Origin of the sequence: Bradyrhizobium vignae (genome assembly GCF_004114425.1) — a bacterium.
Lineage (GTDB): Bacteria > Pseudomonadota > Alphaproteobacteria > Rhizobiales > Xanthobacteraceae > Bradyrhizobium > Bradyrhizobium vignae.
Genome location: NZ_RDQF01000024.1, coordinates 76,658 through 93,109 on the forward strand (window position 1 = coordinate 76,658; position 16,452 = coordinate 93,109).

Genomic DNA, 16,452 nt, shown 5'->3' on the forward strand with positions numbered 1-16,452 from the left:
TTTCCAATGACCGTCATGATCGACGTTACCGATGCGCAAAAGACGTTCACGATGCACCTGCAGGGCGGCATCGAACTGCCTGTCGTGCGCGGCGTGACCTTCCACGTCAATCCGGGCGAATGCGTCGTTCTGTCAGGCCCGTCAGGCGCCGGAAAATCGTCGATCCTGAAAATGATCTTCGGCAATTACCGTTGCGATAGCGGCCGCATCGGCATCCGCCATCGCGGCGCGCTGATTGATCTCGCCACCGCCGAGCCGCGGCAGATTCTCAACATCCGCCGTTCCACCATCGGCTATGTCAGCCAGTTCCTGCGCGCGGTGCCGCGCGTTGCCACCATCGACGTCGTCGCGGAGCCACTGATCGTCAACGGCATGAGCCGGGCCGAAGCGCAGCAGCGCGCTGGCAGCCTGCTGCATCGTCTGAACATTCCCGAGCGCCTCTGGCAGCTTCCGCCCGCGACCTTCTCCGGCGGCGAGCAGCAGCGCGTCAACATCGCGCGCGGCTTCATTTCGGACCTGCCGATCCTGCTGCTCGACGAGCCGACCGCCTCGCTCGATGCCGCCAACCGCGCTGTCGTGGTTGAGCTGGTTGCCGAGAAGAAGCGCGGGGGCGTCGCCATGGTCGCCATTGTCCATGACGACGAAATCCGTCATCTGATTGCCGACCGTATCGTCGACGTCACCAGCTTTGCCGCCGCGGCCTGAAGGAAGAGGGAAATGAACGCCAAGCCGAAGGACACGTTGATCGCCAACGCCAGGATCGTGCTGGCCGACCGGGTGATCGAGCAGGGCTGGCTGGCTCTTGCCGACGGACGCATTGCCGAGATCGGCGATGGGACTGCGCCCGCCGGCGCCGAGGATGCCGGCGGTGACCTGATCATGCCCGGCCTGATCGAGCTCCACACCGACCATCTCGAAGCCCATTACGTGCCGCGGCCGAAGGTGTTCTGGAATCCGGTCGCCGCGGTCATCTCCTATGACGGCCAGCTCGCGACGTCAGGCATCACCACCGTGTTCGATTCGCTCCGGGTCTGGCGCGAGGACGGCGCCGAGGAGGTCGATGGCCGCGCCGGCGTGCTTGCCGCCGCGATCACCACCGCGCGCGAGGCCAGCCTGCTGCGCGCCCACCACTTCCTGCATCTGCGCTGCGAAATCCCGATGCCGAGCGTGGTCGAGGAGGCCAGGGAGCTGATCGACCGTCCCGACGTCAAGCTGATGTCGCTGATGGACCACACGCCGGGCCAGCGCCAGTTCCGCGACGAGGTCAAGCTGCGCGACTATTATCGCGGCAAGGGCGGCGGCAAGACCGATGCCGAGCTCGACGAGCTGTTCGCAAAGCGCTTCGAATACCAGAAGAAATATGCAGCGGCCAACATGCGCGAGATCGTGGCGCTGGCGCATCAGTACAACATTCCGCTGGCGAGCCACGACGACACCACCGAGGAGAACGTCGCCGACGCCGTGCGGGATCGTGTTTCGGTTGCCGAATTCCCGACCACGCTGGAGGCGGCGCGCGGCCTGCATCAGGCCGGCATCGACATTCTGATGGGGGCGCCGAACGTCGTGCGCGGCGGCTCGCATTCCGGCAACATCGCCGCGGTCGATCTCGCCCGCGAAGGCCTGCTCGACATCCTGTCGTCGGACTACATTCCGTCCAGCCTTCTCATGGCCGCGCTGCAACTGCCCGAGCATGTACCCGCGATCAGCCTGCCGGCCGCGGTTCGCACCGTGACCAAGGCGCCCGCCGAGGCGGTCGGCCTCACCGACCGCGGCGAGGTCGCGACCGGCAAGCGTGCCGATTTGATCCGCGTGCATGTCGCAGGGCACGTTCCCGTTGTCCGCAGCGTCTGGCGCGAGGGAAGCCGGGTCGCATGAGCAAGATGGTCACCACGGCGCAGGGCGAGGCGGGTAAGATCGGCCCCGGCCGGCTCGTGCTCGTGGTCGGCCCCAGCGGCGCCGGCAAGGATACGCTGCTGCGCCTCGCGCAGGCGGCCTGCATCGACGATCCCGAAATCGTCTTCCCGCGCCGGGTCGTGACCCGTGCATCGTCGTCCGATGAAGACAATATCGCGATGAGCCCGGACGAGTTCCGCCGCGCGCGCGAGCAAGGCGACTTCGCCGTGCACTGGGAGGCGCATGGGCACGCCTACGCGCTGCCGCTCGAAATCAACGATGACATCCGCGCAGGCCGCGCGGTCGTCGTCAATGTCTCACGCACCGTGATCGCCGCGCTGCGCGAGGCCTACGCTAATGTCGTTGTGGTTGCGATCACGGCGCCGCCCGATGTGCTGGCGCAGCGGCTCGCAGCGCGCGCCCGGCAAAGCGACGGCGACATCGCCGAGCGGTTGTCGCGCAGCGTCGATGGTTCGTCGGCGCAGGCCGATGTCACCATCCTCAATGCCGGCAGTGCGGACTATCACGGCCGCCAGCTCGTGCGCGTGATCAGGAATGAAGGCTGGCAAGATTAGTTGCGGGCAACAACAAGGAGAGAGTGGAATGACGGTGATCGAAACGGTCGAACAGCTGGAGGCCATCTACGGCGCCACCAATGACGCCTCGACCGTGAAAGTCGCCGACCACGTCACGCCGCTCTACCGCATCTTCATCGAGAAGGCACCGTTCGCCGCGCTCGCCACCATCGGACCGGAGGGCATCGACTGCTCGCCGCGCGGCGACTTGCCCGGCTTCGTCCGCATTCACGATCCCAAGACGCTGATGCTGCCGGACCGCCGCGGCAACAACCGGGTCGATTCCCTGCGCAACATCGTGCGCGATCCCAGGGTGTCGCTGATGTTCCTGATCCCCGGCTCCGGCAATGCCGTCCGCGCCAATGGTCGCGCGCATCTGTCGATCGATCCGGACCTGCTGGCCTCGTTCAAGGTTGATGGCAAGGCGCCGCGCAGTGTCATCGTGATGAACGTGGAGGAAATCTACTTCCAGTGCGCCCGCGCCATCGTCCGCTCCGATCTCTGGAATCCCGACAAGCGCGTCGATCCCAAGACGCTGCCGACGCCGGGTCAGATTCTCGCCGAGATGAGTGACAACAAGGTCGGCGGCGCGGAGTACGACCGCATCTGGCCGGAGCGCGCTGCCGCGACGATGTGGTGAGCGTCCGCTCTCTCGTCTCCCTCGCCCCGTTCTTTTGGGGGAGAGGGCGGGGTGAGGGCCTCTCTCCGCACGTGAGATCGCCGTGGGACCTGTATCCCCTCACCCGGATTGCATCTTCGATGCAATCCGATCCCGCAAGCGGGGAGAGGGGAAGCAAGCCCGTCGCTCCGCTTCAGTTAAACGCCATCCCGCCGCTCAGCGCGACGGTCTGCCCGGTCATGTAGGCATTGTCGACCAGCAGCATCACGGCTTTCGCAACTTCCTCGGACGTGCCGAAGCGGCCGAGCGGGATGCGGCTGACGAGGCCGGGTTGGCCGCTCATCATGTCGGTCTCGATCAGTGAGGGCGCCACCGCATTGACGGTGATGCCTTCCTTCACCAGTCGCGCCGCATAGCCTCGCGTCAGCCCCTCCATGCCGGCCTTGGACGCATTGTAATGCGGGCCGATCGCGCCGGCGCCGCGCGCCGCGCCCGAGGAGATGTTGACGATACGGCCCCATTTCCGCGCGCGCATCGTCGGCAGCACCGCCTGCGTACACAGAAAGGCGGATTTCAGATTGACCAGGATGGTGCGGTCGAAATCGTCTTCGGTGAGATCGTCGACGCTGCGTGTGATGGCGATGCCGGCGTTGTTGACGAGGATGTCGATCGGACCAAGCCCGGCCGTGACGCACTCGATCATGCGGGTCACGGCTTCGCGCTGCGAGACGTCGGCGGCGATGACGATGGCGCGGCCGCCCCGCTTGCCGATCTCGCTCGCCAGTTGCTCGGCCTGGCCGATTCTTTCGCGGCAGTTGATCGCCACCGCCGCGCCTGCTTCGGCCAGCGCGCGGCAGACGGCCGCGCCAATTCCGCGCGAGCCTCCGGTCACGAGCGCCGTGCGCCCCTTCAGAGCATCCGCCATGCCTGGAACCTCCCAATCATCCGCTTGCCGTGCATCGATCGTATCATGCTTGCAGTTCGCGCGCGTTGAACTCATCGCGAGATGAATCCGTCTGCCGGTGCTTGCGGCGGGAGAAACGCCCCAGCGCATGTGTCGCAAATATGGATAGCCATTTCATTGACCAATCGCGCCAACCGCTTGATATTCAGAGCGTCAAGACTGCTCCTCGAGCCCAAGCCGCACCATGACAACCGATCGCCAGCGCAATCAGAACGACATGCAAGCATGCATGACGCGGTGCTGCTTCTCGGTGGCAACGGGCGCCTGTTGTTGTTGCTGATCGTCTCCTGGCAACACCGCACACCGAAAGACGCAAAAGAGGAACGCCGAAATTCCGGCGAGCGAGCAGTCATGTCCCAAGCCCAATCCAACGCCTACATCATCGAAATCCACGACCGCGCCGCCGGTATCATCACGAGAGATGAGCGCGGCTTCCGCTTCTTCTCCTCCGAGCGCCTGTTCGACAGCCTCGAGGGCCGCCAGTTCCGCTCGGCGCGAGAGGCCGAGCGGGCCGCCCGTGCCGTGTTGTCCGAGCGTAGCCGTCGCGCGAGCTCGCAACCTTCGCCAACTGATCTCACCGAAAGGGCCGCATTATGATCACCCGACGAAACATCCTAGCAACGACGCTCCTGCTCGCGACGGCCTTGGCCGCGCGCGCCGAGGACAAGCCGGCGGAAATCCGCATCGGCACGCAGAAGGGCGGCTTCTTCCCGGCGGTGCGCCAGCGCCAGACGCTCGAAAACGCCTTCAAGCCGCTCGGCATCGAGATCAAGTGGGTCGATTTCCAGTTCGGTCCGCCGCTGCTGGAGGCCATCAATGTCGGCAGCGTCGATTTCGGCTATGTCGGCGACTCCCCGCCGATCTTCGCGCAGGCCGGCGGCGCCAAGATACGCTACGTCGCCGCGGTGAAATCGGACGGCAATACCCAGGCGATTATCGTGCCGAAGGATTCTCCGATTCACTCGCTGGCCGATCTCAAAGGCAAGCGCATCGCCTTCGGCAAGGGATCGAGCGCGCATAATCTCCTCGTTGCGGCGCTCGAAAAGGCCGGCCTGTCCTGGTCCGACATCACGCCGGCGCCGCTCGCGCCGGCCGATGCGACGGCCGCCTTCGTCAAGGGGTCGGTCGATGCCTGGTCGATCTGGGATCCGTATCTGGCGCTTGCCGAATTGAAGGAGAACGCGCGCGTCATCGCCTTCGACAAGGACGTACACAGGCCGAATGCGTTCTACATCGCCAACACCGATTTCGTGGAGAAGTATCCGGCGCTGGTCGCGAAGCTCAACACGACCTTCGCGTCCGAAGGCGTCTGGGCCAACGAGCACCACGAGGACGTCGCCAAAGCGCAGGCGGACGCGACCGGCGTCGACATCGAGGCCGTCAGGCGTTTCGTGGATCGCTCCAACTTCCGCGTCGTGCCGCTGGATGCCGAAATTGTCGCAAGCCAGCAGGCCGTCGCTGATCGTTTCGCAAAGCTCGGCCTGATCCCGAAGCCGGTCACCATCTCCGACATCGTCTGGAAATGGACGCCGGGCTCCTGAACCGGCGCGCCTGATCAACTCCGGCGGCGCGCCCTGGTGCGTGCCGCCTTCTTGGCGGCGGCGGAGCGGACCTTCGATCCCTTGGTGTGGCTCGCTTTCCGCGCGGCAGCCGAGCGGGACGCTGCGGTTCGCCGGCTTGCAGCCTGCTTGGCCTGCTTCGACAGCGCGCCGCGCGATGCGGTCGACCGCGGCTCCTTCTTCAACACGCCTTCGACGGCACGTGACACGCGCGGGCGGCGTTTCGCGGTGCGCTTGCCCTGGCCGACCTCATAGGCATATTTGGCGCTGCGGCGCGTCGCCTTCTTGGTGCGCCCTTTGCGCGGCGGCGGCAGATCGACGCCGGCGCGACGCGCTTCGGACAGGCCGATCGCGATCGCCTGCTTGGTCGAGCGCGCGCCATGCTTGCCCTTGCGAATTTTGTCGATCTCGTCCTTGACGAATTCGCCGGCCTGCGTGCTGGCCGACTTGCCGGCACGCTTGTCCCGCCTGGCTTTGCGAATGACTTCTTGTCTTGGCATGGTCGAGTTCCCCTTCGTGATTGGCAGGGATATCTGACGCAACGCGCAAGGGAGAAGATCGATCCGTTTTAGTTCCTCAGCGCGGCGAGCAACTCATCCGGCCGCTCGGCCATGATCATGTGGCCGGCGCCCTTCACCACGACGGTCTTTGCGTGCGGGATCGCGGCGGCGAGCGCCTTGCCGGCCTTGGCCGGTGTCATCATGTCCCGCTCGCCAAGAATGAGCGTCGTCGGCACCTTCACGGTTGCGGCAGCGGTCAGCGCATTGGCGTAGGCATTGCAGGCCGACAGATCCTTGAACAGGACACCCGGCTCGCAAGCCCTCAGCACCGCCTGCGCACCGCCATGCATCCACAGGCCCGGCGCGAGGCTGCCGCCGAGCTCGGCCTTGAAGCCGAGGCCCCAGATCGAGACCATGTCGTTGGCATCCTGCGAGTTGGCTTCGGCGGCCTTCAAGAGATCCGGGCCGACCGTCATGGTCGCGGCGGTGCCGATCAGGCTGAGCGCGGAGACCTTGTCGGGATGCCGCGCGGCGGTCTCCAGCGAGATCAGCGAGCCCATGGAATGGCCGATCAGATGCGCCTTCGCGGCTCCCGCCGCTTCGAGCAGCGCCGCCGTCCAGTCGGCCATCTCCGCGATGCTGCCGAGCGAAGGTCCGGCCGAGCGGCCGTGGCCCGGGAGGTCCGGCGCGAGAACGGAAAAACCATGATGGGCGAACCAGCGCGTATGCAGCGCCCAGGTCGAATGATCGAAGCCGGCGCCTTGGATGAAGACGACCGCGGGCAGGGACTTGTCGAAATCGCGGCCGCCGGTTGCGACGAATACCTCGGTGCCATTGACGGAAAGCTTCATGGTGTCAGGCCTTTTGCGAGATGCGCAGCGCTTGGTTGAGGTCGTCGATGATGTCGCTTGCGGTCTCGATGCCGACCGAGAGGCGCACCAGCTCCTCGCCGATGCCGGCGGCCTTGAGCTGCTCGGCGTCCATCTGCTGATGCGTGGTCGAGGCGGGATGGATCACCAGCGTCTTGGCGTCGCCGACATTGGCGAGATGGCTGATCATGCGCAGCGATTCGATGAACTTGCGGCCTGCCGGCCGCCCGCCCTTGATGCCGAAGGACACGATCGAGCCGGCGCCGCGCGGCAGCAGCGTCCTGGCGAGCTGGTAGTCGGGGTGGTCCTCCAGTGACGGATGCAGCACCCAGTCGACGGCCTTGTTGCCCTTCAGTGCTTCCAGCACGAGATGCGTGTTCTGCATGTGGCGGTCCATGCGCACCGGAAGCGTCTCGACACCCTGCAGCAGCTGGAACGCGTTGGTCGGCGACAGGCAGGCGCCGAAATCGCGCAGGCCTTCCGTGCGGGCGCGCATGATGAAGGCGGCCGTGCCGAACTGCTCGTCGAAGACGATGCCGTGATAGCCGCCGTAGGGCTCGGTCAGCACGCCGAACTTGCCCGATGCGCGCCAGTCGAACCGGCCGCCATCGACGATGGCGCCGCCGATCGCGATGCCGTGGCCGCCGATCCATTTGGTCGCCGAATGCATGACGATGTCGGCCCCTAACTCGATCGGCCGGCTGAGATAGGGCGTAGCGAAGGTGTTGTCGATCAGCAGCGGGATCTTTGCCTCATGCGCGATCGCCGCGACCTTGGGCATGTCGAGCACCTCGAGGCCGGGATTGCCGATGGTCTCGCCGATCACGAGTTTCGTGTTCGGCCTGATCGCCGCGCGGAACGCGTCGAGATCGCGTGGTTTCACAAACGTCGTGGTGATGCCGAAGCGCGGCAGCGTGTGCGCGAGCAGGTTGATGGTGCCGCCATAGAGCGAGCTCGACGCCACGATGTGGTCGCCGGCACTCAGCAGCGTCGCGATGGCCAGGTGCATCGCCGCCTGACCGCTCGCGGTGCAGATCGCGCCGACGCCGCCTTCAAGCGCCGCGAGCCGCTCCTCCAGCACGCCGGTGGTGGGGTTGGAGATGCGGGTATAGATGTGGCCGGCGCGCTCCAGGTTGAACAGCGCCGCGGCGTGATCGGAATCCTGGAACACGTAGGACGTGGTCTGGTAGATCGGCACCGCACGGGCGCCGGTCACGGGATCCGGATGCTGGCCCGCATGCAGGCTCAGGGTCTCGAAGGCAGGCGGCTTTGGCGCGGGCATGCGTGGCCTCGTTGGTCGGTCAGCGATGGCGGGCGTTGTGCCATAAAACGACGCACGAAGTCAGCCATTGACAGCGCCGCATCGCCGGTGCGCTCGCTCGCCCGTTCTTACGGGGAGAGGGTTGGGGTGAGGGGCTCTCTCCGCGAAGACGGTGGCAGTTGGACTCGCGGAGACTCCCCCTCACCCGGAAAGCTCCCGCAAGTTCCGGCCTCTCCCTGCAAGCGGGGAGAGGCGAACAGGTCCCGTCCGCGCTTCAGCCTCCGATCGCCTGCTCGATGATCCGCGCCTCCCGCAGCAATATCTCCGCGACCTCCTGCTCGCGGCGCGGGCCGAGCCTCGTCCGAACGGCGGAGACGGTCATCGCCGCGGCGGGCTGTCCGTCGGGAGTCTTGATCCAGGTCGAGATCGATTTCGTCCCCTGCACCAGGCCGATCTCTCTCATGCCGTAGCCCAGCCGCCTGGCAGCGGTGACCTCGCCGAGCACCGTCGCGACGTCGGTCCGGTAGGGCTCGAACCGCTTCTCGTTCGCCGCGACGATCTTTCGCGCCTCCTGCGCCGGCATCGCGGCGAGGATGGCGACGCCGGCGCTGGAAACGCCGAGAGGCCGGCGCGCGCCGACCTCGATCGACAGCACCTGGATCGGATAAACGCCGATCCGGCGATCGACGCAGAGCGTGTCGTTCCCGGTGCGCACCGTCAGGAACAGCGTGTCGCCGATCTCGGCAGATGCGCGCTGCAGCGACGGATTTGCGGCGACCAAGAGCCGCGACGGCCGCGGTCGTGCCAGTGCCAGCTCCGGCACCTGGTTGCCGATCGCGTAGCGGCCGCTCCTGCCATGTCGCTCGACGATGCCTTCCTCGATCAGCACGTGGACGATGCGATGCACGGTCGGGCGGGTGAGGCCCGTCGCCCGGATCACCTCGGCCAATGGCACACCTTCTTCACGACCTGCGGCAAGGATGCGCAGCACCGCGAGCGCGCGCCGGATCGCCTGCGCGCCCTGTCGCGGTTCCACGGCGTTGCGGACGGATTTAGGTGATCGTCCCTTGTCCATATTATGGACAAGAACGCCACAATTCACTCGACAGGGCAAGCGCGCATCTGAAGATTGCGCTCCGATCGGAATGCCTTGTGATTGTCATGCACGACATCAAGGATTCGACGTGAGTTGGAAGCGCCGCCGGGAGGTCAACATGAGATCAATCTGGATTGCCATAGCTGCCGCCACCGCGATGCTGGCTGCGCCGGCGTCGGGCCAGCAATGGCCGTCGCGCAACGTCAAGCTGATCGTGCCTTATCCCGCCGGCGGCAATGTCGATAGCGCCGCACGCATCATCGCCGACAAGCTCCAGGAAAAGCTCGGCCAGCCCTTCGTCATCGAGAACAAGGCCGGTGCCGGCGGCATGATCGCGGGCGAAGCCTTCGCGAAATCGGCGCCCGATGGCTACACCCTGTTCGTCGGAGCCAACGGCCCGGTGCTGTTCGCGACCGAGATCAACAAGCGCGACGCCTATGACTGGAAGAAGGATTTTCTCCCGATCTCGACGATCTCGATGACGCCGCTGGTGCTCGAGGTGCATCCGTCGGTGCAGGCCAACACTTTCAAGGAATTCATCGACCTCGCCAAGCGCGAGCCGGGCAAGCTGACCATGGCTTCGCCGGGCCCCGGCACCACCAATCATCTGCTCAGCGAGCTGATGCAGTCCAGCCTCGATCTGCAATGGGTCACGGCGCACTACCGCGGCAACGCGCCCGCCATCAATGACCTCCTCGGCGGTCAGGTGCAATTCGCGTTCGACCAGCTCACGGTCAGCTTGCAGCACATCAAGGCCGGCCTGTTCCGCGCGCTAGCCGTCACCAGTCCGCATCGCCTGAAGTCGCTGCCTGATGTGCCGACCTTCGCCGAGCTCGGCTACAAGGACTTCGACGGCCAGACGTTTACCGGCCTGTTCGCGCCCGCAGGCACGCCGGCGCCGATCGTCGACAAGCTGCACGAAACGCTCGTCGCGATCCTCAAAGACCCTGCGGTGATCGACAAATTCGAAAAACTCGGCGGCGAAGCCACCGCGATGACGCCGACCGAGTTCAAGGCTTATCTCGAGCGCGAGGACGCCAAGTGGATTCCGGTGGTGCGCAAGGCCAATATCAGGGCGGATTGACCGATGCGGATAGACCCCACCGAGCTCGGCGCCGAGCGCATCTACCGGCTGATGACCGGCATCGTGGTGCCGCGCCCGATCGCGTGGGTCACGAGCCTGTCGCGCAGCGGCGTGCTCAATCTCGCCCCCTTCAGCGCCTTCACCTTCGTCTCGCAGAAGCCGCCGATGCTCGCCATCAGCGTCGGCCGCAAGGGCGCCGACTACAAGGACACAGCGCACAACATCCTCGATACCGAGGAGTATGTGATTCATATCGCCGACACCCCGCTGATGTCGGCGGTGCACGACAGCTCCGTCGAGCATCCGCCTGAGATCAGCGAGGTCGAGCATCTCGGGCTCGAAACACTGCCTTGCGATCTCATCAAGGTACCGCGGCTTGCTGCCGCGCCGGTCGCAATGGAGTGTCGCTTCCGGCAATGCCTCGAATTCGGCGAGGCCAAGAGCCGGCTCATCGTCGGCGAGGTCGTGATGTTCCATTTGCGCGACGGTCTCGTGAACGACGGCAAGGTCGAGACCAAGGCGCTCGACCCGATCGCACGTATCGGCGGCCCGCGGTACGCCCGCCTCGGTGAGATCGTCACGCTCAACACCGTCTTCCAGACTCCCAAATCGAAGGACTGAGCGCGGGCCAGTCGTCGGCCAAGCTGCCTCAAGATCAATTGGAGGAAATACAATGCGTCTCCTGAGCTATCTCCTGGACGGAGAGCTGCGCTACGGCGCGGCCGTGGAAGGCGGCGTGGTCGATCTGACCAGCCGCATCGGTCGCAACTTCTCGGATGTCAAAGCGCTGATCGCAGCCGATGCGCTCGCGGATGCGCAGGAGGCGGTGGCCGGACAGAAGCCGGACTATGCGCTGGACGAGCTCGTCCTGTTGCCGCCGGTGCTGGCGCCGGAGAAGCTCTGGTGCATCGGCGTCAACTACGCCGAGCGCAATGCAGAATATAAAGACAATTCGGACCTGCCCAAATATCCCAGCTTGTTCGTGCGCAGCATGTCCTCGATGACCGGCTCCGAGCAGCCGATCGAGAAGCCGGGAGTCTCGGACCAGCTCGACTACGAAGGCGAGCTCGTCATCGTGATCGGGCAGGGCGGCCGTCACATCCCGCGCGAAAAGGCGTGGTCGCACATCTTCGGCATGACCTTGTGCAACGAGGGCACGGTCCGCGACTGGCTGCGCCACGGCAAGTTCAACGTCACGCAGGGCAAGAACTTTGACCGCTCCGGCAGCATCGGCCCGTGGATCGTCACGGCGGACGAGCTCGATCCGCGCGGGCCTCACGACATCGTCACGCGCGTCAACGGCGAGGTGCGGCAGCAGGACACCACCGAACGGCTGATGTTCCCGTTCGATTTCCTGATCTCCTATCTCTCCACCTTCGCCACGCTCAAGCCCGGCGACATGATCGTGACGGGCACGCCGACCGGCGCGGGCGCGCGCTTCGACCCGCCGCGCTGGCTCGAGATCGGCGACGTCGTCGAGGTCGAGTCCAGCCGCATCGGCGTGCTGCGCAACACCGTCGTCGCGGAGCAATAGAGCATGCTGGATAGCGCCACGATCGAACGCCTCGCCGGGCGGCTGGACGAGGCCGAGCGCAGCAAGACGCTGATCCCGATGTTCTCGAAGGACTATCCGGACTTCGGCATCGAGGACGCCTACGCCATCCAGCGCGCCTGGACAAAACTTCAGCTCGGCCGCGGCCGCGTCATCAAAGGGCACAAGATCGGCCTGACCTCGAAAGCCATGCAGAACGCGGTCGGCATCGCCGAGCCCGACTACGGCGTGCTGTTCGCCGACATGTTCTATGCCGACGCCACGCCCGTTCCGTTCGATCGTTTCCACGCGCCGCGCATCGAGGTCGAGCTCGCCTTCGTGCTGAAGGCGCCGCTGCGTGGTCCCGACTGCACCATCTTCGACGTGCTCAACGCCACCGACTACGTCACACCCGCGCTGGAAATTCTGGAGACGCGCATGCATCGCGTCGATCCCGAGACCGGCAAGACGCGAAAAGTCATGGACACGATCTCGGACAATGCCGCGAACGCCGCGCTGGTTCTCGGCGGCCGACCGATCCGCCCGATGGATGCGGATTTGCGCTGGATCGGCGCACTGCTGTTCCGCAACGGCGAGATCGAGGAGACCGGCCTTGCCGCCGGCGTGCTCAACCACCCCGCCAACGGCATCGCCTGGCTCGCCAACCGTCTCGCGCCGCATGACGAGCATCTCGCCGCCGGCGAGGTGGTGCTGGCGGGATCGTTCACGCGTCCGGTCGACATCCGCCGCGGCGACACGTTTCATGCCGATTACGGCGCCTTCGGCTCGGTGTCGTGCCAGTTCGTCTGAATCAACAACCAGGGAGCGCACCATGAATGGTCAAACGCGGCGCAAGAGCATCCACATTGGCGGCTTCAAGCACGTCAATCCGATTCCGAACGCCTGCCGCATCGGCAATCTCGTGATGTCGGGCGTCATCTTGGGGCGCGATCCCGCGACCAATGCGATGCCGGATAGCCTCGAGGCGCAATGCGCCAACATGTTCGCGCATATGAAGGCGACGGTGGAGGCGGCCGGTGGCTCGACCTCCGACATCATCAAGATGACGGTGTGGCTGAAGGATCGCTCGCAGCGCGGCCCGGTCAATGTCGAGTGGCTCAAGATGTTTCCGGACGAGCATTCGCGGCCCGCGCGCCACGCGCTGCCGATGGACAACATGGACGGCGGTGCGCTGGTGCAGTGCGACTTCACCGCCGTGCTCGATTGAGGAGTTTTGCGCATGCCGACCTATCTGCCGTTCGATCCCAATCCGCGCCGCCCGCTGAAGGCGCCGCCGCCGAAGACCATCGACAGCCAATTCCATGTGTTAGGTCCGATCGAAAAATACCCGGAGCGTCCCGGCGCCGCGTATCGGATGCCGACCGCGACCTGGGAAGCGGCGCTGCGCATGCACAAGACGCTCGGCATCGAGCGCGGCATCATCGTGCAGACCACGACCTACGGCGCCGACCATGCCGTCGTGCTCGACGGCCTCGCGGCGATGGGTCCGAACTATCGCGGCTGCGCCAATGCGCTGGTGTTTGCGGAGGCGAGTGATTCCTATCTGGCCAAGCTCCACGCTTCAGGCGTGCGCGGCGCGCGCTTCAGCTTCCGCCAGGAGCTCGGCGCGGTGCTGTCTGATGCCGATTTCGCCCGCGCCATCGCGCGCATCCGCGAGCTCGGCTGGTACGTCAAGATCCAGCCGGAGAAGGACGGCATCATGTCCAGCGTCGACAAGTACGAGAACCTCGACGTGCCCGTGCTGATCGACCACATGGCGCGTCCCGATCCGGAAGCCGGCAAGAACGATCCGAATCTGCGCAAGATGCTGGAGCTGCTCCAGAAGGGCAATTTCTGGGTCATGCTGTCGCTCGGCGAGAAGACCTCGAAGACTGGGGCTCCCTACGACGACGTGATCCCGATCGCGCGCGCCTATATCGAGGCTGCGCCCGACCGCTGCGTCTGGGCCAGCGACTGGCCGCATCCGGTGTCGGTGAAGCAGCCGCCGAACGACGCCGACCTGTTGGAGCTGATGTACCGCTACGCAGCGGATCAGGCGGAGCTGGAGAGGATTCTGGTGCACAATCCGGCGAAGTTGTTCGGGTTTGCGGATTGAAGGGGGCTGGCTTCAAGGTGACTTGAGAGGGCTGGGCGCTGAAGCCTCCACAGCGTCATGGCCGGGCTTGTCCCGGCCATCCACGTGTTGGCTCGGGCACAAGGACATGGATGCCCGGAACAAGCCCGGGCATGACGATCTTTAGAGAAGGTTCGACGTGCTTCGCTCACCCCGCCGGCTGCGCCGCCAGCCGATCCCGCACCTCGGCTGCGATCTCGAACGAGCGCAGCCGCGCGGCGTGGTCGTAGATCTGCCCCGTCGTCATCAATTCGTCCGCGCCGGTCTCGGCGATCAGCGTCTTCAACCTCTCTTCCACCACATCGGGCGAGCCGACCGCCGAGCACGACAGTGCTTGCGCAACACCGGCCTTCTCGGCCGGCGACCACAGCGCGTCCATGTCGTCGACGGGCGGCGGCAGCGGCCCGGGCGTGCCGCGGCGCAGATTGATGAACTGCTGCTGCAACGATGAGAACATCCGCTGCGCCTCCGCCTCGGTGTCTGCCGCGAACACGTTGACGCCGATCATCGCATAGGGCTTGTCGAGCTGCGCCGATGGTTCGAACCGCGCGCGATATTCGCGCAGCGCCGGCATCATCATCTGCGGCGCGAAATGCGAGGCAAACGCAAAGGGCAGGCCGAGCATCGCCGCAAGCTGCGCGCCAAACGTGCTCGATCCCAGGATCCAGAGCGGCACCTTCGTCCCCATGCCGGGCACGGCGCGGATCGTCTGGCCGGGCTGCACGTCGCCGAGCAGCGCCTGCAACTCGAGCACGTCATGAGGAAAATTCTCGGACGTGGTGGCGAGATCGCGCCGCAGCGCTCTTGCCGTGAACTGGTCGGTGCCCGGCGCGCGGCCGAGGCCCAGATCAATCCGTCCCGGATAGAGCGATTCCAGCGTGCCGAACTGCTCGGCGATGACCAGCGGCGAATGGTTCGGCAGCATGATCCCGCCGGAGCCGACGCGGATCGTCTTGGTCCCGCCCGCGACATGCCCGATCACCACTGAGGTCGCCGCGCTCGCGATGCCCGTCATGTTGTGATGCTCGGCCAGCCAGAAGCGTCTGTAGCCCCATTTCTCGGCGTGCTGCGCGAGATCGAGCGAATTGCGAAACGCCTGGGCGGCATCGCCACCCTGGCGGATCGGTGCGAGGTCGAGGATGGAGAAGGGGATCATGTGGAGAACCGGTGAGGGGCGCGATGCGCGCCGGGGTTCACATATAGGAGCCGCGCATGGGAATGTTAGCGTAGCTTGTCGCAGATGATGATGAGGCGTAGCTTTGCGGGATGGCTGTCAGCGCTCCCGATCTGAAAGCGTTCCTGCTCGCCACGCCCTTCTTCGGCGGTCTCTCCGACCCAAGCCTCGACTTCCTGATGTCGATGCTCGTCGAACGCCGCTTCGATGCCGGCGCGACTGTCGTTGTCGAAGGCGAGCCGGGACGTTCGATGTTCATCGTCCGATCCGGCCGGTTGGCCGTGAGCAAACGGGCGAATTCGGGAATCGTCATCCCGATCTCTGTTCTGGAGCCAGGCGATTTCTTCGGCGAGATGACGCTGATCGAGATGCAGAACCGCTCCGCTACGGTGGTCGCGGAGGCGACGACGGTGCTGTACGAACTCACGGCCCAGAAGCTTTACGCGTGCTACAAGGCCGACATCCATGCCTATGTGATCGTCCTGCAGAACATCAATCGCGAGCTTTGCCGGCGGCTGCGCCGGGCGGACGATCGTTTCGCGGCACTGTCGGTGGATGACGGCGATGATGTTGCGTAGGGACAGAGCAGTTGCGAAACCATCATGTTTCGCCACTGAGCAAAGCCTCGATGGGACTCAGCGATCACGACTTGTCGTGCGCGTATTTCTCCAGGACCAGCCGATTGTACTCGTCTCTCACGGCTCTCCGCGAGACATGCCCCTTCCGGTCTTTGGCGATTTTCAGAAGGTCAGGGTCGGTCGGTGCCCGTGATTTCCGCCTAAATCTCGCAAAGAGGGGGCTCGCAGGCTTCGACATCCTTCCAAACAGCCGGTCAAACCATCCCATGGTGTCCTCCCGGACAGGCCGCGAGCCAGAAGACTATCACCATGAAATTAGGTGTTCAACGCACAGTGTGACCGCACCTTTTCGTAGAGGCGGAACCGAAAGCCGATCGATCGCAACGCTTCTGACCCGTCGGGCAAAATACCCACCTCGCAACCAAACCCGTCAACCCCCTTTCGATGCTCGCGCTACCTTAACGCCTATGCGGCCTTCCCTGCGCCCTTGTGTCCCCGAAATCTGCCAGAATGTGGCAACGGGCGGTTGGATCAGAACCGCCCGTTGCCGGAACTGAGCCCGTTGCGCCCAAAGGCGACAGAGCCTGCTAAAGAGCAAGGGACAGCTCCGGTGTC

At 65.2% G+C, this 16,452-nt stretch carries 19 protein-coding genes; 13 read left to right on the forward strand and 6 right to left on the reverse strand.

What is annotated here, in order from left to right:
* The first annotated feature begins 6 nt into the window (after positions 1-6).
* From phnL to EAV90_RS21270, 4 genes are read left to right on the forward strand one after another with little or no spacing between them, the layout of a single operon-like run.
* Entirely contained in the window at positions 7-705 is a 699-nt protein-coding gene (gene phnL, locus EAV90_RS21255; protein ID WP_164937042.1) for a phosphonate C-P lyase system protein PhnL, read from the forward strand.
* 12 nt (positions 706-717) lie between these two features.
* The gene (locus EAV90_RS21260) at positions 718-1,875 is read left to right on the forward strand and encodes an alpha-D-ribose 1-methylphosphonate 5-triphosphate diphosphatase (RefSeq protein ID WP_129144587.1); all 1,158 of its coding nucleotides are present in this window, start codon (positions 718-720) and stop codon (positions 1,873-1,875) included.
* Positions 1,872-2,468 (forward strand): phosphonate metabolism protein/1,5-bisphosphokinase (PRPP-forming) PhnN, encoded by a 597-nt coding sequence (phnN, locus tag EAV90_RS21265; RefSeq protein ID WP_129144588.1) that lies wholly within the window; start codon positions 1,872-1,874, stop codon positions 2,466-2,468. The genes EAV90_RS21260 and phnN overlap by 4 nt, the downstream gene beginning before the upstream one ends.
* Before the next feature lie 28 nt (positions 2,469-2,496).
* The gene (locus EAV90_RS21270) at positions 2,497-3,108 is read left to right on the forward strand and encodes a pyridoxamine 5'-phosphate oxidase family protein (RefSeq protein WP_129144589.1); all 612 of its coding nucleotides are present in this window, start codon (positions 2,497-2,499) and stop codon (positions 3,106-3,108) included.
* Positions 3,109-3,280: 172 nt separating this feature from the next.
* On the opposite strand, the gene EAV90_RS21275 is transcribed toward EAV90_RS21270, so the two are convergent.
* Positions 3,281-4,012, reverse strand: coding sequence for an SDR family NAD(P)-dependent oxidoreductase (locus EAV90_RS21275; protein ID WP_129144590.1), 732 nt, complete (start codon positions 4,010-4,012; stop codon positions 3,281-3,283).
* A gap of 390 nt (positions 4,013-4,402) precedes the next feature.
* Here EAV90_RS21275 and EAV90_RS21280 point away from each other — a divergent pair, with 390 nt between their 5' ends.
* Positions 4,403-4,648: a hypothetical protein gene (locus EAV90_RS21280; protein WP_122406964.1), complete on the forward strand. Its 246-nt coding sequence runs from the start codon at positions 4,403-4,405 to the stop codon at positions 4,646-4,648.
* Entirely contained in the window at positions 4,645-5,592 is a 948-nt protein-coding gene (locus EAV90_RS21285; RefSeq protein WP_129144591.1) for an aliphatic sulfonate ABC transporter substrate-binding protein, read from the forward strand. The genes EAV90_RS21280 and EAV90_RS21285 overlap by 4 nt, the downstream gene beginning before the upstream one ends.
* A 14-nt stretch (positions 5,593-5,606) precedes the next feature.
* On the opposite strand, the gene EAV90_RS21290 is transcribed toward EAV90_RS21285, so the two are convergent.
* The 4 genes from EAV90_RS21290 to EAV90_RS21305 form a co-directional block, all read right to left on the reverse strand.
* The gene (locus EAV90_RS21290; RefSeq protein ID WP_122405950.1) at positions 5,607-6,110 is read right to left on the reverse strand and encodes a DUF6496 domain-containing protein; all 504 of its coding nucleotides are present in this window, start codon (positions 6,108-6,110) and stop codon (positions 5,607-5,609) included.
* A 68-nt stretch (positions 6,111-6,178) separates the two neighbouring features.
* On the reverse strand, positions 6,179-6,961 hold the full coding sequence (locus EAV90_RS21295) for an alpha/beta fold hydrolase (RefSeq protein WP_129144592.1): 783 nt from the start codon (positions 6,959-6,961) through the stop codon (positions 6,179-6,181).
* Between the two features lie 4 nt (positions 6,962-6,965).
* Complete coding sequence (locus tag EAV90_RS21300) at positions 6,966-8,261, reverse strand: O-acetylhomoserine aminocarboxypropyltransferase (RefSeq protein ID WP_129144593.1); 1,296 nt, start codon at positions 8,259-8,261, stop codon at positions 6,966-6,968.
* Between the two features lie 253 nt (positions 8,262-8,514).
* Entirely contained in the window at positions 8,515-9,315 is an 801-nt protein-coding gene (locus EAV90_RS21305; RefSeq protein ID WP_164937043.1) for an IclR family transcriptional regulator, read from the reverse strand.
* A gap of 139 nt (positions 9,316-9,454) precedes the next feature.
* Between EAV90_RS21305 and EAV90_RS21310 the strand changes: the two genes are divergently transcribed.
* Genes EAV90_RS21310 through EAV90_RS21335 form a run of 6 tightly spaced genes read left to right on the forward strand, consistent with a single transcriptional unit; the run spans position 9,455 to position 14,067 of the window.
* The gene (locus EAV90_RS21310; RefSeq protein ID WP_129144594.1) at positions 9,455-10,420 is read left to right on the forward strand and encodes a Bug family tripartite tricarboxylate transporter substrate binding protein; all 966 of its coding nucleotides are present in this window, start codon (positions 9,455-9,457) and stop codon (positions 10,418-10,420) included.
* A 3-nt stretch (positions 10,421-10,423) separates the two neighbouring features.
* Positions 10,424-11,041, forward strand: coding sequence for a flavin reductase family protein (locus tag EAV90_RS21315; RefSeq protein ID WP_122405945.1), 618 nt, complete (start codon positions 10,424-10,426; stop codon positions 11,039-11,041).
* 52 nt (positions 11,042-11,093) lie between these two features.
* Positions 11,094-11,954 carry a fumarylacetoacetate hydrolase family protein gene (locus EAV90_RS21320; RefSeq protein ID WP_129144595.1) on the forward strand — a complete coding sequence of 287 codons (861 nt, stop codon included), beginning with the start codon at positions 11,094-11,096 and terminating at the stop codon, positions 11,952-11,954.
* A gap of 3 nt (positions 11,955-11,957) precedes the next feature.
* Positions 11,958-12,761, forward strand: coding sequence for a 2-oxo-hept-4-ene-1,7-dioate hydratase (gene hpaH / locus EAV90_RS21325; RefSeq protein ID WP_129144596.1), 804 nt, complete (start codon positions 11,958-11,960; stop codon positions 12,759-12,761).
* A 22-nt stretch (positions 12,762-12,783) separates the two neighbouring features.
* On the forward strand, positions 12,784-13,179 hold the full coding sequence (locus EAV90_RS21330; RefSeq protein WP_129144597.1) for a RidA family protein: 396 nt from the start codon (positions 12,784-12,786) through the stop codon (positions 13,177-13,179).
* Positions 13,180-13,191: 12 nt separating this feature from the next.
* Positions 13,192-14,067: an amidohydrolase family protein gene (locus tag EAV90_RS21335; protein ID WP_129144598.1), complete on the forward strand. Its 876-nt coding sequence runs from the start codon at positions 13,192-13,194 to the stop codon at positions 14,065-14,067.
* 166 nt (positions 14,068-14,233) lie between these two features.
* On the opposite strand, the gene EAV90_RS21340 is transcribed toward EAV90_RS21335, so the two are convergent.
* Positions 14,234-15,241, reverse strand: a complete 1,008-nt coding sequence (locus tag EAV90_RS21340; RefSeq protein WP_129144599.1) for an LLM class flavin-dependent oxidoreductase — start codon at positions 15,239-15,241, stop codon at positions 14,234-14,236.
* A 110-nt stretch (positions 15,242-15,351) separates the two neighbouring features.
* Between EAV90_RS21340 and EAV90_RS21345 the strand changes: the two genes are divergently transcribed.
* Positions 15,352-15,837: a Crp/Fnr family transcriptional regulator gene (locus tag EAV90_RS21345; protein WP_129144600.1), complete on the forward strand. Its 486-nt coding sequence runs from the start codon at positions 15,352-15,354 to the stop codon at positions 15,835-15,837.
* Positions 15,838-16,452 lie beyond the last annotated feature (615 nt).

What these genes read in the sequence shown, in the direction of transcription:
- phnL (WP_164937042.1), top strand. Translation starts at nt 7, where the DNA reads ATGACCGTCATGATCGACGTTACCGATGCGCAAAAGACGTTCACGATG.
- EAV90_RS21260 (WP_129144587.1), top strand. Translation starts at nt 718, where the DNA reads ATGAACGCCAAGCCGAAGGACACGTTGATCGCCAACGCCAGGATCGTG.
- phnN (WP_129144588.1), top strand. Translation starts at nt 1,872, where the DNA reads ATGAGCAAGATGGTCACCACGGCGCAGGGCGAGGCGGGTAAGATCGGC.
- EAV90_RS21270 (WP_129144589.1), top strand. Translation starts at nt 2,497, where the DNA reads ATGACGGTGATCGAAACGGTCGAACAGCTGGAGGCCATCTACGGCGCC.
- EAV90_RS21275 (WP_129144590.1), bottom strand. Translation starts at nt 4,012, where the DNA reads ATGGCGGATGCTCTGAAGGGGCGCACGGCGCTCGTGACCGGAGGCTCG.
- EAV90_RS21280 (WP_122406964.1), top strand. Translation starts at nt 4,403, where the DNA reads ATGTCCCAAGCCCAATCCAACGCCTACATCATCGAAATCCACGACCGC.
- EAV90_RS21285 (WP_129144591.1), top strand. Translation starts at nt 4,645, where the DNA reads ATGATCACCCGACGAAACATCCTAGCAACGACGCTCCTGCTCGCGACG.
- EAV90_RS21290 (WP_122405950.1), bottom strand. Translation starts at nt 6,110, where the DNA reads ATGCCAAGACAAGAAGTCATTCGCAAAGCCAGGCGGGACAAGCGTGCC.
- EAV90_RS21295 (WP_129144592.1), bottom strand. Translation starts at nt 6,961, where the DNA reads ATGAAGCTTTCCGTCAATGGCACCGAGGTATTCGTCGCAACCGGCGGC.
- EAV90_RS21300 (WP_129144593.1), bottom strand. Translation starts at nt 8,261, where the DNA reads ATGCCCGCGCCAAAGCCGCCTGCCTTCGAGACCCTGAGCCTGCATGCG.
- EAV90_RS21305 (WP_164937043.1), bottom strand. Translation starts at nt 9,315, where the DNA reads ATGGACAAGGGACGATCACCTAAATCCGTCCGCAACGCCGTGGAACCG.
- EAV90_RS21310 (WP_129144594.1), top strand. Translation starts at nt 9,455, where the DNA reads ATGAGATCAATCTGGATTGCCATAGCTGCCGCCACCGCGATGCTGGCT.
- EAV90_RS21315 (WP_122405945.1), top strand. Translation starts at nt 10,424, where the DNA reads ATGCGGATAGACCCCACCGAGCTCGGCGCCGAGCGCATCTACCGGCTG.
- EAV90_RS21320 (WP_129144595.1), top strand. Translation starts at nt 11,094, where the DNA reads ATGCGTCTCCTGAGCTATCTCCTGGACGGAGAGCTGCGCTACGGCGCG.
- hpaH (WP_129144596.1), top strand. Translation starts at nt 11,958, where the DNA reads ATGCTGGATAGCGCCACGATCGAACGCCTCGCCGGGCGGCTGGACGAG.
- EAV90_RS21330 (WP_129144597.1), top strand. Translation starts at nt 12,784, where the DNA reads ATGAATGGTCAAACGCGGCGCAAGAGCATCCACATTGGCGGCTTCAAG.
- EAV90_RS21335 (WP_129144598.1), top strand. Translation starts at nt 13,192, where the DNA reads ATGCCGACCTATCTGCCGTTCGATCCCAATCCGCGCCGCCCGCTGAAG.
- EAV90_RS21340 (WP_129144599.1), bottom strand. Translation starts at nt 15,241, where the DNA reads ATGATCCCCTTCTCCATCCTCGACCTCGCACCGATCCGCCAGGGTGGC.
- EAV90_RS21345 (WP_129144600.1), top strand. Translation starts at nt 15,352, where the DNA reads ATGGCTGTCAGCGCTCCCGATCTGAAAGCGTTCCTGCTCGCCACGCCC.